This is a genomic window from Paenibacillus sp. JDR-2 (assembly GCF_000023585.1).
Lineage (GTDB): Bacteria > Bacillota > Bacilli > Paenibacillales > Paenibacillaceae > Pristimantibacillus.
Map to the genome: position 1 here is coordinate 1,071,571 of NC_012914.1, position 13,568 is coordinate 1,085,138.

The 13,568-nt window shown below is 51.0% G+C and carries 9 protein-coding genes; 7 read left to right on the forward strand and 2 right to left on the reverse strand.

The window, feature by feature from the left end:
- Positions 1 to 53 precede the first annotated feature (53 nt).
- Together PJDR2_RS04630 and PJDR2_RS04635 are read right to left on the reverse strand one after the other, a co-directional pair.
- Positions 54 to 1,832: an ABC transporter ATP-binding protein gene (locus PJDR2_RS04630; RefSeq protein WP_015842527.1), complete on the reverse strand. Its 1,779-nt coding sequence runs from the start codon at positions 1,830 to 1,832 to the stop codon at positions 54 to 56.
- Positions 1,819 to 3,594: an ABC transporter ATP-binding protein gene (locus PJDR2_RS04635; protein WP_015842528.1), complete on the reverse strand. Its 1,776-nt coding sequence runs from the start codon at positions 3,592 to 3,594 to the stop codon at positions 1,819 to 1,821. Before PJDR2_RS04635 ends, PJDR2_RS04630 begins: the two co-directional genes overlap by 14 nt.
- 249 nt (positions 3,595 to 3,843) lie before the next feature.
- Here PJDR2_RS04635 and PJDR2_RS04640 point away from each other — a divergent pair, with 249 nt between their 5' ends.
- The 7 genes from PJDR2_RS04640 to PJDR2_RS04670 all read left to right on the forward strand — a co-directional run bounded on the left by PJDR2_RS04640 (position 3,844) and on the right by PJDR2_RS04670 (position 13,513).
- A complete protein-coding gene (locus tag PJDR2_RS04640; RefSeq protein ID WP_265525102.1) occupies positions 3,844 to 4,629 on the forward strand; it encodes an aminoglycoside adenylyltransferase domain-containing protein in 786 nt (261 codons plus the stop codon).
- 164 nt (positions 4,630 to 4,793) lie between these two features.
- Complete coding sequence (locus PJDR2_RS04645) at positions 4,794 to 6,320, forward strand: family 43 glycosylhydrolase (RefSeq protein WP_015842530.1); 1,527 nt, start codon at positions 4,794 to 4,796, stop codon at positions 6,318 to 6,320.
- 215 nt (positions 6,321 to 6,535) lie between these two features.
- The gene (locus tag PJDR2_RS04650; protein ID WP_015842531.1) at positions 6,536 to 8,137 is read left to right on the forward strand and encodes a response regulator; all 1,602 of its coding nucleotides are present in this window, start codon (positions 6,536 to 6,538) and stop codon (positions 8,135 to 8,137) included.
- Positions 8,134 to 9,924 carry a cache domain-containing sensor histidine kinase gene (locus PJDR2_RS04655; protein WP_015842532.1) on the forward strand — a complete coding sequence of 597 codons (1,791 nt, stop codon included), beginning with the start codon at positions 8,134 to 8,136 and terminating at the stop codon, positions 9,922 to 9,924. The genes PJDR2_RS04650 and PJDR2_RS04655 overlap by 4 nt, the downstream gene beginning before the upstream one ends.
- 14 nt (positions 9,925 to 9,938) lie before the next feature.
- Complete coding sequence (locus PJDR2_RS04660; RefSeq protein WP_015842533.1) at positions 9,939 to 11,507, forward strand: extracellular solute-binding protein; 1,569 nt, start codon at positions 9,939 to 9,941, stop codon at positions 11,505 to 11,507.
- A 156-nt stretch (positions 11,508 to 11,663) separates the two neighbouring features.
- Positions 11,664 to 12,566 carry an ABC transporter permease gene (locus tag PJDR2_RS04665; protein ID WP_015842534.1) on the forward strand — a complete coding sequence of 301 codons (903 nt, stop codon included), beginning with the start codon at positions 11,664 to 11,666 and terminating at the stop codon, positions 12,564 to 12,566.
- A 50-nt stretch (positions 12,567 to 12,616) separates the two neighbouring features.
- Positions 12,617 to 13,513 carry a carbohydrate ABC transporter permease gene (locus PJDR2_RS04670; RefSeq protein WP_015842535.1) on the forward strand — a complete coding sequence of 299 codons (897 nt, stop codon included), beginning with the start codon at positions 12,617 to 12,619 and terminating at the stop codon, positions 13,511 to 13,513.
- Positions 13,514 to 13,568: the final 55 nt, after the last annotated feature.

Below are 13,568 nucleotides of genomic sequence, written 5' to 3' on the forward strand. Positions count from 1 at the left end.
CTTAATAGAAAAGGCCCCCGATCCATTCCGATCGGGGGCCTTGCTGTGTGTTGTTACATGGCTTCCATCTTCTGAGCCGTGTACAGCTTGTAGTACCGGCCGCGCTGAGCCATCAGCTCGTCATGCGAGCCGGCTTCCGCGATGCCTTTGTCGGCTACGTACATAATCCGGTCGCAGTTCTTAACCGTGGACAGACGGTGCGCGATAATGAACGAAGTCCGTCCCTTAAGCAATTCGTTCAGACCCTTCTGGAGCAGGCGCTCGGTCTGGGCATCAATCGACGAAGTAGCTTCGTCGAGAATAAGGATGCGCGGATTCGCGAGCAGCGTGCGGGCGAACGAGATCAGCTGACGCTGTCCTTGGGAAAGCTTCGAACCGCGTTCGTTTACCTCGGTCATATAGCCATGCTCGAACTCGCGGATGAAATCGTCCGCGCATACGGTTTTGGCTGCGGCAATAATCTCTTCTTCCGTTGCGTCCAGCTTGCCGTAGCGGATGTTGTCCATTATCGTGCCGGAGAAGATAAAGCTGTCCTGAAGCATAATGCCCATCTGACTGCGCAGCGACTTCAGCGTCACGTCCGCAATGTCATTCCCGTCGATCAGAATCTGGCCTTGGGTGACATTGTAAAAACGCGAGATCAGATTGACGACGGTTGTTTTGCCCGCGCCGGTAGGACCTACAAGCGCGATGCTTTCGCCAGCCTTCACGTCAAACTTCAGGTTCTGAAGGACGTTGACGCCAGGATCGTAAGCGAAGGTCACATCGTCGAAGGTAACCCGGCCTTTGATAGCCGGCAGCTCGCGCGCATCAGGCACATCGCTAACGGTAACCGGTTCGTCCAGCGTCTCGAAGATCCGTTCCAGATAGGCGACAGCGTTGATAAAGCTGTTATACAAGTTGGAAATGTTAAGTATCGGCTGCCAGAAGCGCGCCGCGTAGCTGCTCATCGCCAGAATAACGCCAAAGGTGACTTCTGCCGGGCTTAACGCCAAGAGACCTACGAAATAAATGGAAGTCGTTACGAGCGTCGTCAGGTTATCTACCGAAAACGGAACAAGGAAGTTGAAATACATGGCTCTCATCCACACGCTGCGATAGTTGACCGACAAGCGGGTGAAGGTGCCTTCGTTATGTTTTTCCCGGGTAAAGATTTGCGTAACGCGAATGCCGCTGATGCTCTCCTGCAGATAAGCGTTCATATTGGAGCTCTTATTCGATACCGCCTGCCATGCGCGGCGCTGCTTCGTCTTGATAAGCAGCATGATGCCGATAAAGATCGGCAGACCTCCCAAGATAAGAAGAGACAATCTGGCGTCAACCGCGAACATAAACGCCGCGATAAAGATCAGGTTGAGAATCTCCAGAATCAAGTTGATGATACCGTTGGACAAAACATCGGATACCGAGTTGACGTAATTGACAACGCGGATCAGAATTTTGCCTTGCGGGCGGTCGTCGTAATATTGGAACGGCAGCTCCTGCAAATGCTTGAACAGATCGGTGCGGATATCGAAGATAATATCCTGCCCGACACGGGTCATAATGCGGGAGCGGATCGTCGCCAGAATAACGCTGACCACAATGGTCGCAAGCATTAACATCGATAACCAGACAAGCCCGCCTTTATCCTTGGCCGGAATCGTTACGTCAACCACATGCTGCATGATCAGAGGTGCGGAGAGCGCGATACCCGCTGACAGGGCGCTCAGCACGAAAGCGATAATCATCGGTTTCTTCTGGCGCTTGATATAGACGAGAGCACGCCTGAAGTGCTTGATATTAAAGGGCGACTCCAGATTCTCGTCGATGTCGAATTTATTCCTTGCCATGAGCTGTCACCTCTCTCTCGATGCCTTCGTTCTGCAGCATAAATACTCCGTAATAATACCCGCGCTTCGCGAGAAGCTCGGCGTGAGTGCCTTCTTCAATAACGCGGCCGTTCTCCAAGATGAGGATCCGGTCGGCATGCGCCGTTGTGGACACGCGCTGCGCGATAATGATTTTGGTGCAGGAGAATTCCAGCTCCTTCAGACTCCGCTGAATATGCTCCTCCGTCTCGTTGTCGACGGCCGAGGTTGTATCGTCCAGAATCAGAATCGGGGGCTGCACGGCCATCGCGCGCGCCAAAGCAATACGCTGCTTCTGACCGCCCGACAGACCCACCCCGCGTTCGCCTACGACCGTATCATAACCGTCCGGCATTTTGCGAATAAAGTCATCTGCAGCCGCAAGCTTTGCGAACTTCGTGACTTCCTCCTCCGGCATATCCGGATTGCCGTAAGCGATATTGCCGTCAATCGTGTCGGAGAAGAGCAGAACATCCTGCGTCGCTACCCCGATATTGCCGCGAAGCTCATCAAGCTCCAGCTTGCGGACGTCTTTGCCATCCACGAGAACGCGGCCCTTCGTAGCATCGTAGAAACGCGGAATCATATTGATCAGCGTTGTTTTGCCGGAGCCCGTGGCGCCCATGATGGCAACGGTTTCACCCGGCTCGATTTTAAAGCTGATATTTTCGAGTACCGTAGCGCTGTCGTATTTGAAGCTGACGTTATCGAATTCGATGCTGCCCTTATAGCGGTGCTTCACAACCGGATTGTGCTCATTGACGATTTGAGGCTGGGCATAGTACACATCGATGATTTTGCTAAGGCTGGCGAAAAACCGCTGAATATCATTAATAATAATGCCGATGTTGCGCATCGGGTTGGATAGACCCCAGATGAGCGCCGAAAAAGCGGAAAATTCGCCAAAGGTGATCCGGCCGTCCATAACAAGAAAACCGCCCGCAATCATAAGAATGACGTTAAAGGCCTGGGACAAGGTCTCCAGATAAGGAAAATAATCAAGCCATACCAATGCGGCCTTCTTGTTGGCCGTGGAGTAATTGACGTTCTTATCGGTAAACTTCCGAATCTCGAACTCCTCGCGCGCGAAGGCCTTGACGACCCGGTTGCCCGCGATATTTTCCTGGGTTGTTGTATTCAGCTGCGACAGGCGCTCCCGGAGATCCACATACATCGGGCGTACGCGTCTGGCGAAGATAAAAGCGACGATTAAGATTGGCGGCGACAAAATAAGCAGCCATAACGTAAGCGAGACGTCGATAAAGAAGAAATAGACGACTGCCGCGAGGAAGATCGTAAGAGACTCGATAATCGTCTTGATGATCCACGCGAGCGAGTGGCGCACCATCTCGAGATCGCCAGTCATCTTGGTCATGAGATCCCCGGTGCGGTTGCGGTCATAGTATTGCATGTCTTGGCCTTGAATTTTGTTGTACAGGTAAATCCTTACGCGGAACAGCATGTTCTGCGATGCGCGTTCGTAAAGCAGGGTAGTGAAATAAGCGAGCCCCGTGCGCAGCAGGGAGAAGCCGATCATGCCAAAGCATAAACCGATCAGCAGGGATCGTTCATCGGTCAGGTTTTTTACGGCATTGTCGCTTGCGATGAAGGTGTCGACAATGCGTTGACCAATGTACGGGTTAATAATCGTGAGCGATGAGCCAATGACTGATAGACATAGGGCGATAATGTACCTTGCCCGATCACCATTCAGATTGTGCCAAAGCCACTTGAATTGAAACATGTGATCACCGATTTCTGTGTTAGTGTAAAAGCTTTATTGGTAAAAAACTATGGAGATTATATCACAAATAAACCATTATCCAACGGGTTTTTATAAGTTTAGCTGAATAAAAATAAATGGCCCAAGGACTGTCTTAATCTTGAAGGAAGTATGTCCGTAAATTGGAGTGTTCGATTTTGGCCGTAGACATAGAATTTTATTTTGATTAATAATGGTGGCAAGGGCGGAACATTGGGGGAGGTCGTATATTTGAAGGAGGACATAGTGGATGCCGATGCCTTTTTGCAAAAAGCGGTGAGCACCTTCGAGGCGATATTATCAGACAATTTAACAGGCATTTATTTGCACGGTTCATTAGCCATGGGCTGCTTCAACCCGCAGAAAAGCGATATCGATCTCATCCTTGTCGTAAAGAATAAGCTTTCCAAAGAAGAGCTGCAGCTGATGACGAAGCATGCTTTACTTCTGGATCATGACTTGCCCGGCAGCAATGGGATAGAGCTAAGCGTAATATTGGAGTCTTATGCAAGGGATTTTGTATACCCGACGCCATTCGAATATCATTACTCGGAGTATCATCGCGAGCGTTATCAATCTGAACCCGGCTACCTTTGCGGAGGATTCGAAGACCCGGATTTAGCCGCGCATCTTACGGTTATTTATTACAGGGGCAAGACCTTGCGGGGCGTTCCGATCCCGGAACTATTCAAGCCCGTTGAGAGCAACTATTACATACAGTCTATTCTAGGCGATATAAGCGAAGCTTCCAAAGAGATTACCGATTTACCGGTGTATTATTCCTTAAATCTATGCAGGGTTTTGTTCTACTTGCGGGAAGGCGAAGTATCCTCCAAGCAAGAGGGCGGGGAATGGGGACTGCGGGTATTGCCGAGCAAGTATCATGCCGTTTTAAGGGCTTGCCTGGATGATTACCTTGGACAAGGAAACCTGCCGGAGCGGGATGAGAGACCATTCATTGAATTTGCCGAGTATATGCAGGCTGAAATAAAGAAGGCATCGAAAGGAAGCGGATGAGAGCCGCTTCCTTTTTGTTATGCATACGTAAGTTAATCAAGATAATCGTAACTTCTAAGTCTGTATTTTCCATTGTAAGCGCTATAAAATGAACAACGACAAATGCGGAAAGGAGGAATAGTAGAAGGATTAATGACCATTACCGTAAAGAGAGGATGCTGGAAATGAGGATGCAGTTGAAGTGGCTGACAGCCATGCAAGGCCTAGTTCTGTTCGCTGCGCTGGTGCTGGCTTTTGCAGGGCCGCAGACGGCGCACGCGGCAAGCCAGACGATTAACAATGATGTATTCTGGAAGGACACCTCGGGCAATCCCATCTACTCGCAAGGCGGCAATATTCTTAGAGTGGGCAGCACGTATTACTGGTACGGAGTCAAATATAACGGAGCCGTAACTTACTATAATAATCCGACATCCAAGAACAGCGACACCAGCTTTGCGGCTGTTACCTGTTATTCGTCTACGGACCTGGTGAACTGGACCTTCCGCGGCAATGTCATAACAGGGGCAACGGATGGTTCAACCTGGGATGCCGACTGGCTGGGTCGTCTTGGCGTCGTGTATAACGCAAATACGCAGAAATATGTCCTGATTACGCAATATTCGGGACCGGCGGGCAGCGGGATTGCGTTTGCAACCAGCAGCACGCCGACGGGAACGTTCGCCTTCGATCATGTTCAATCTACGATTACGAACGTCGTAAACAATATGTCGGGAGATCAGTCTACATTCATCGATGACAACGGGAAGGCTTATCTCGTATTCAGCAACGCCAGCGGAAGATCGCATCTGTATGTGTCCGAGCTTCGGGCATCCGATTACTTGAACGTGGAACCGGCAGCCAACGTCTATAACAGCAGCGCCGGCGGCCGTGAAGGGAATGCGATGTTCAAGTATAACGGTGTCTACTATTTATGCTCATCCGACCTGCACGGCTGGAACGCTTCCCATACTTATTGCGTCACCTCAACTAATATTACCGGTACTTATTCAAGTGAGTTTGTGATGAACGGAACGGATGCCGACTTCTCTCATGTGTCCCAGACCTCCATGTTTATTCCCGTACAGGGTACTTCGCAGACGACTATTCTCTTTGGCGGTGACCGCTGGAGCGACTTTGCGGGCAACGGCATTGGCTATAACCAATGGATGCCAATCTCTTTCAGCGGAACCACTCCAACGTTGAATTCGCTCAGTCAGTTCAATCTGGATGCGGCAACCGGAACATGGAGCGTAGGAAGCGGCAATAACTATGTCATGAATCCAAGCTATGAAGCGGACCGGGTATCACAGATCAGCCTAGCGGGCTGGAGCACGTGGTTTAACACGGCTGCAGATCCGGGCTCGAATATTGAAGGCGGCGCGCATTCCGGTAGATGGTCGGGCAATCAATATGCAACAACGGCCTACAGCGCAAGCCGGTACCAGAATATAACCGGTCTTCCGAATGGAACGTATACCTTGAAGGTATGGGTGAAGAGCAGCGGCGGGCAATCTACGGCGCAAATTTACGTGAAGAATTACGGAGGCTCCGAGCTGGATGCGGCTATCAACACCTCAATTAGCAGCTGGACGCAAATCACGATCCCTAATATCCAGGTGACAAGCGGCAAGGCGCAGATTGGGCTATATTCGGTAGCTAACGCGGGCAATTGGGTCAGAGTAGACGATTGGTCGTTGGTCAAAAACTAATCGTAACCATAGCGGGCAGCAAGTCAGGGAAGCTTTTCCCGGGCTTGCTGCTTTTTAATTTCTATTAAAATGCGCGGCAAAAATGAACGGCTTCAATAATCAAAGGTAATCGTAGGTTTTTCCCGTATGCAGGCTGTAGACTACCTTCTATAATGGAAAGACGAAAGTCGTGTCTGCAGCAAGCCCATACACATCGCCATTCAGGAGGGATTCTCTTGAAGTTATTAATTATTGACGACGAGACCCGGACAAGAGAATTGTTGAAAAACTATATTCCGTGGGACACGGTGGGAATCGACGAGGTAGAGACGGCACGCAACGGACTTCAGGCGCTGGAGCTTGCGCTGGAACGGAAGCCGGATATTATACTTTGCGATATAAGAATGCCGAAGATGAGCGGAATCGAATTCGCAACCGCGTACAGGAATACGGATCCAGATTGCCCGATTATTTTCCTCAGCGGCTTCTCCGATAAGGAGTACCTCAAGTCCGCGATTCAGCTTAAGGTGTTTACGTATATCGAAAAGCCCGTGAATTTGAACGAAGTACGCGACGTGGTGGAGGCAGCCATCCGGCAACGCAAGGAAGAACGGAAGCGCAAGGAGGAAGAGCGCAAGCTGCAGGAGGGCTTTGACCATAGCTTGCCTTATCTTAGGCAGGAGATGGTTCGCAGGCTGGTATCGAATCCGGATTCTCCGCATGTCGTTCCGGCGCTGGGCAGCCGGGAGACGTTCCTGCTTCGGACGGAAGGTTCCTTTACGGTAGCCGTCTCCAGCCTTTACTGGAGTCCGCTGGATCTGCCTGAGGATCCCGGCGTGACGCAGTTACGCATACTGGAAGCGATCTCTAGTCGTGACTGTTTTCATAATATGAAAGCGCTTGCCGGGTTTGATTCGAGCCATCATCTGGTGCTTATTCTGCCTGGCGAGTACGGAAGCTCCTACCGGGAAGGCAGAGAAAAGATAGAGGAGATTTTTGCCGGGCTTCGCGAGATTGCGGGACCGGCCATCGACCTTCGGATCGGAATCGGGCAGCCCGCAGCTTCCTATCGGGAGATACCCGAATCCTACCGTCTTGCATCTCTTGCTTGCGCCTATCAATATTATGGCAACGGATCAAAGCCTGTCTTCTCGGACGTGCTTGCGTCGCATGCCCCTGTTGCTACGAACTGGGAAGAGGTGCGGCTGATGCGCGACCAGCTCCGCAAAGGCCATGTAGAGGAAGCCAAACGAATCGTTCGGGAATGGACGGCCTATGTCCGGAAGCAGATGGATCTCGATATTTTGCGATTAAAAGATACGTATTTCCAATTCCTCATCGCGATTATGGAAACGGCTATCCAGCTTGGGCTGGCAGAGGTATCGAAGGATACCGAACGGAGGTACATGTGGAAGGAGATTGACCGCATCCCGTGTCTCGGGGAACTGGAGCAATATGTGTTATCGTTCCTGGAGGCAATGGCTGAGCCAAGCGAGGATGAGGCAGGAGCGGGGAGCGGCAAGATGAGGGAGATTCACCGGTATATTCATGCCCATTTCCATGAGAAAGGCTTCACGATCCGCGCCATAGCCGACCATGTACAGTTAAGCGAGACTTATCTATGCGCTTATTTCAAGAAGCATAGCCGGCAGACGATCAAGGAATACATTACGGTTACAAGAATGAACAAGGCGAAGGAGCTGCTCTGCGACCAGAACGTAAAAATGATCGAGGTAGCGCTTCTGATCGGCATGACCGATGCCAATTACTTCACCACCTTCTTCAAACGGAACGCGGGCTGTACCCCTTCCGAATTCAGGGAGCGTGCCGTCCGATGAGAAGAAGATTGAAGCGGCCAATTTTCTTCAGCATCCGTTACAAGCTGTTTGCGACTTACGTGCTGGTCATCATGATTCCGTTCCTGCTCCTCTTGTTTATTCATATCAGCACGACGCAGCAGGAGAATAAGGAGGCGGCGATCTACGCCTCGCGCAAAATGCTGGACGAGACGAAGGCCTATCTCGAATACAAATCCGAAGCGATTACGGAGGTTCTTAATTTTATCGCCTTCAACGAGCTTGTGCAGACGGCGGTGAATGCGGACTCCAAGCCGTATGAGGACATTGATGTGTGGCATATGGCTTCTCTGCAGCTGTCGAGGCTTATTAATCAGTTCCGTTATAATGACGATATTGATTCCATTCAGATTTATATGAGACAGGGACTCGCCGGTGCTACGGAAAATGCCGATTTCCTCGATATGAAGGAAGCGGAAGCGGAGCCTTGGTACACCCGTTTTGCTTCGGCGAAAGCCTTTGTTGCCTGGCTTCCCTCGACAGAAGTTGATTCCAATGCCGACAGCCGGGAATTAACGGTATTGCGGAAAATTCCGAATGAGCATGATATTCAGCGTTTCGACGGTATTGTACGGGCGCGCGTAAAGCCGGCCGCCATGGATTCGGTGCTTAATCATGCGATTCTGACTCCTCATGCGGCGGCTTTTCTGTTCAACGACGAAGGCGAGCTGTTAGGCAAGTCAGATCGGTTTAGTTATTCGGATGAGCTAGTAGAGGAAGTTAGCGCCCTCTATCATGATTCCGACGAGGTGGATAATTATTACAATAATAATTATCCAATCAACGGCAGCCGGCATCTGCTTGGGGTGCAAGCGATTCCCCATACCGACATGAAGGTTGCGCTTGTTGTGCCGTATACCGATATTTTGCAATCCAGCGTAAAAGCGAGGAACCGGATTATATCGATTTTCCTGATCGTCGTACCGTTTATGCTGCCTTTTTCCTTCTTTGTCGCCGCTTCGGCAACAAAGAGGATCAGAAGGCTTATTATCCATGTCCGGAAGGTGAAGCATGGCCATTTCCAGCTGGCGCCTCTTCCGGCAAGCGATGACGAGATCGGAGAACTGACGCATAACTTCAATACGATGGTCCAGAATATTTCGGGATTAATAGAAGAGAAGTCGTCGCTTGGCCGAGAGGTGAAGAACAAGGAGCTGAAGGCGCTGCAAGCCCAGATCAATCCCCATTTCCTGTACAATACGCTGGATTTGATTAACGCGATGGCGATAGAATCTAACGCGGATGACATCAAGCGGGTTGTGGACGAACTTGCCGTCTTCTATAAGCTCAGCTTGTCGAGCGGCAAGGAGTACGTTTCGCTTGAGAGCGAGCTGAAGCATATCGAGGCGTATGTGCGGATTCAGAACATGCGCTTTGGCGACACCGTCCGTCTGGAGTTTGAAGTACCAAGGGATCTGTATGATTGCCGGCTGCCGAAAATATTGCTCCAGCCGCTTGTCGAAAACGCGATTCTGCACGGCATTATGGAGAAGGACAACGAAGAAGGCGAAATCCGGATTTCCGCCTGGACGGACAAGGGAGATCTGTTCATTGAAGTAAGCGATGACGGCGTAGGGATGAACGCGGAGCAGCTGAGCGCCATTCTTCAGGCTCCTTCGGAAGAAGGGGAGGGAGGAGGCTACGGCGTCCGCAATATCGAGGAACGTCTGCAGCTGTCTTACGGTCTTCAGTATGGACTGAAGTTCGACAGCTCGGAGGGCGAAGGAACGCGCGTATTGCTGCGGCTGCCGGAACGAAGACTGGATTAACGGGGGAGAGCGCAATGAGACGGGGAATAAGATGGCAGCAGTGGCTGGGTGCGGCTCTGCTGTGCATGCTGATCGTGCTGGGATTAACCGCCTGTTCCAGGAATGCTGATACGCAGGATGAGGCTGCATCAGGTTCCGGCCATGAGAAGGAAGTAAAGCTTATCGGTTATCTGATTGGCGAGGCGCCAAAAGGGATGCCGCAAGTGCTTCAGGCGATTAACGAGAAGCTGAAGAAGGATATTAACGCAACGATTGAGCTGAATTATATCGGATGGAATGATGTTGCGTCGAAGTATCCGCTTGTTATGGCGAGCGGTCAGGACGTGGATTTTATATTTGCGGCAGACTGGAACTTCTATGTGGCGGAGGCGACTAAGGGAGCCTTCTATCCGCTTAGCCAGTCCATGCTGGAGCAATATATGCCGCGGCATATGGCAGCCATGGCGCCGGAAGCGCTTCGCGCAGCCGATGTGAACGGGACGCCGTATATGGTTCCGACCTCCTCTCCTGACCGCAAGGTCAATGTGGCTTTGTTCCGCAAGGACGTGATGGAGAAGGCAGGCATGACGCAGATTGCGAAGTTCTCGGAGATAGAGCCGTATCTGGCGGAAATTAAACGCGACTATCCGGGCATGATTCCGCTTAATCTGGACTCCCAATACGATCTTCCGACTCCGTTTGCTTATCTGATGTTAGAGAAGTTTGCCTGGTTTACGGCTCCTTTTGATTCGGGCGATCCTCTGGCTCAAGGCATAACGGCGGATATGGAGGACCCCGAGGCCGTGATGTACAGCATGGCGGAAGAACCGATTCTGGGCTGGCAGAAGGAAGCCGCGTATATCATGAAGGACTGGTATGACAAGGGCTACGTTAACAGAAATCCTTACGCCAACAACATTCGCTCGAAGGATAATTTCTGCAACGGCAAATCGGGCATCGCATTCGGCAATTCCATCGATATGATGAATGTCTTTATGTCCTGCAAGGAGCAGGGGATAGACGTCTACCCGTTCCCGATGCTGTATCCGTCAGGGAAGGCTGCGGAATCCAGCTGGCTGAACAATGGGGTAGCGATTGCCGCCTCCTCCAAAAATCCGGAAAGGACGCTGGAGGCGCTTGATTTGCTTATGGAGGATCCTTCGTATGCCTATCTGGCCTATTACGGGATCGAAGGGGTTAACTACACGATTACGCCTTCCGGCACGGTGGGCCTGCCGGAAGGCGTGACGCCTGAGTCCAATACGTATCCTCCCGATGCCGCCGGCTTCTGGTTTGTGAACAAGAACCTGTTTAAGCCGGTTGCCAACTCGACCGAGTCGTATAAAGAGCTGCAGGACCGGATTCAGCCGCTGCTGGAGCCCACGCCTCTGGTAGGGTTCCTGTTTAATTCCGATCAGGTGAAATCGGAGATTGCCAATCTTAAGAATGTCTCGACGCAATATGCGCAGCCGATCTATATCGGTGCGGTTAATGATGTGGAAGCAGCCTTCGATACCCTGGTGCAGCATTTGAAGAAAGCCGGGATTGATAAGGTTAAGGCGGAGGTGCAAAAGCAGGCGGCGGAATATATCGCCAGCCGATGATCGATATGATGAATAAGCCCGCCCGGTGCATAAACGCCGGGCGGGCTTTTTTCATAGGTTTTCAAAGATGATCGTAGGTTTACCCCGTGTGAGGCAAAAGCCGCATTCGATAACATAGAAGCAGATAGAGGAGAGAATGTTACGGAGGTTGCTCGCATGAAGGATATTCGAAAGAATTGGCTGTTGTATCTAATGTTTTTACCGGTTGCCGTTTATTTTGTTGTATTCGCTTACATCCCGATGGGTGGCGTCGTGATGGCGTTCGAATCTTATTCCAGGCAAGGCGGCATGTTCCTGAGCGAATGGGTGGGCTTTGACAATTTCCATTATTTCTTTGCTTCGGGCAAAGCATGGCTTGTTACCCGCAACACCATGGTGTACAACGTTATGTTCCTTGGGTGCTATACCTTGTTCTCCATCGTTGCTGCCGTATTCCTGTCCGAGATTAGGCGCAAGTCGTTCAAGAAGCTGAGTCAGACGCTGATGTTCCTCCCGTATTTTATTTCCTGGGTAACGGTGTCGGCCTTTGTCTATAACTTCCTCAATTACGAGTACGGCATCGTAAACAAGCTTCTTCATTACATGGACGTGCAGGCGCTTGATATTTATTCTAACACCAGCTATTGGTACTTCCTGCTTCCTTTCTTGTATGTGTGGAAATGGGTAGGCTACGGCAGCATTCTGTATCTGGCTGCCATAGTAGGCATCGATCAGGAAATATACGAGGCAGCCACTATTGACGGAGCAACCCGGCTTCAACGGATTACGAGAATTACGTTGCCTCTGCTCAAGCCAACGATGATTATTTTGCTGCTGCTGGGACTCGGGCGGATTATGAGAGGCGAGTTCGATATGTTCTATCAGCTGATCGGCAACAACGGTCTGCTGATGGACGCGACGGATATTATCGATACGCTGGCCTTCAGGTCCCTAATGGGATCCGCCGATTTCGGCATGGCTTCCTCGGTCGGGCTGTATCAGTCGGTGCTGACCCTCATCATTATTTTGACCGCCAATTGGCTGGTGCGCCGGTATGACAGAGAGCAAGCGCTGTTCTAGTTCTAACCGGCAGCTTCCTATTCAACTTACGCGAGAAAGCAGGTGTTACGATGAGCAGTCCAACTTCCAGCCGGAAGCTGAATTCCGCTCCGATTTTTACAACGATCTCCTATACGGTCGTATCCATCATTGCTCTTATATGTCTGCTGCCCTTTATCGTTCTTCTGGCAGGCGCCTTCTCCTCGGAGAGCTCCGTGCTTGCGGAAGGGTACTGGTTCTGGCCGCGCGAGGTATCCCTTGAAGCGTTTAAGTATATTTTCCGCTATCCGAACGATGTGCTCTCGGCCTACAAGGTATCGATTATCGTGACGGTGGTAGGTACGGTATTGTCGCTGTTCATCTCAACGATGGCGGCCTATGTGCTGGGGAGAAAAGAGCTGAAGCACCGCAATAAGCTGGCCTTCTTCCTCTTCTTCACCACGCTGTTTAACGGCGGACTTGCTCCTTACTATATTTGGCTCAGCCGCAACCTGCATCTGACGAACACTTACGCGGTGTTGATTCTAGGACCGATGTTCAACGTCATGTACATTCTTATTCTTCGCAGCTTTATAAAAAGCTCCGTTCCCGAGCCGCTGATCGAGTCGGCGAGGATTGACGGAGCGGGCGAGATGAGGATTTTCCTGCAGATGGTTCTGCCGCTCAGCAAGCCTGCGCTTGCTTCGATTGGGGTGTTTACCGCGCTGGCTTATTGGAATGACTGGTGGACGGCGATGATGTTCACGTCGAAGGACTCGCTGATTCCGTTGCAATATTTGCTCTATAAAATGCTTTCCTCCATTAATCTGTCATCCGCAATGGCGCAGCATGTGACCAGTCTGGATGCTCCGAAGGAGACCTTTAAGCTCGCGATGACCGTTATTGCAACGGGACCTATTCTGCTCGTCTTCCCGTTTGCGCAGAAGTATTTCGTGAGCGGCGTAACGATTGGCGCCGTCAAGGGATGATATAGATTCCGCTGGACTTGGAATTTATATAGATGCTTTACTTGCTTGGCCATTA

Coding starts and splice junctions, on each gene's coding strand:
- PJDR2_RS04630 (WP_015842527.1), bottom strand. CDS start 1,832: ATGGCAAGGAATAAATTCGACATCGACGAGAATCTGGAGTCGCCCTTT.
- PJDR2_RS04635 (WP_015842528.1), bottom strand. CDS start 3,594: ATGTTTCAATTCAAGTGGCTTTGGCACAATCTGAATGGTGATCGGGCA.
- PJDR2_RS04645 (WP_015842530.1), top strand. CDS start 4,794: ATGAGGATGCAGTTGAAGTGGCTGACAGCCATGCAAGGCCTAGTTCTG.
- PJDR2_RS04655 (WP_015842532.1), top strand. CDS start 8,134: ATGAGAAGAAGATTGAAGCGGCCAATTTTCTTCAGCATCCGTTACAAG.
- PJDR2_RS04660 (WP_015842533.1), top strand. CDS start 9,939: ATGAGACGGGGAATAAGATGGCAGCAGTGGCTGGGTGCGGCTCTGCTG.
- PJDR2_RS04665 (WP_015842534.1), top strand. CDS start 11,664: ATGAAGGATATTCGAAAGAATTGGCTGTTGTATCTAATGTTTTTACCG.
- PJDR2_RS04670 (WP_015842535.1), top strand. CDS start 12,617: ATGAGCAGTCCAACTTCCAGCCGGAAGCTGAATTCCGCTCCGATTTTT.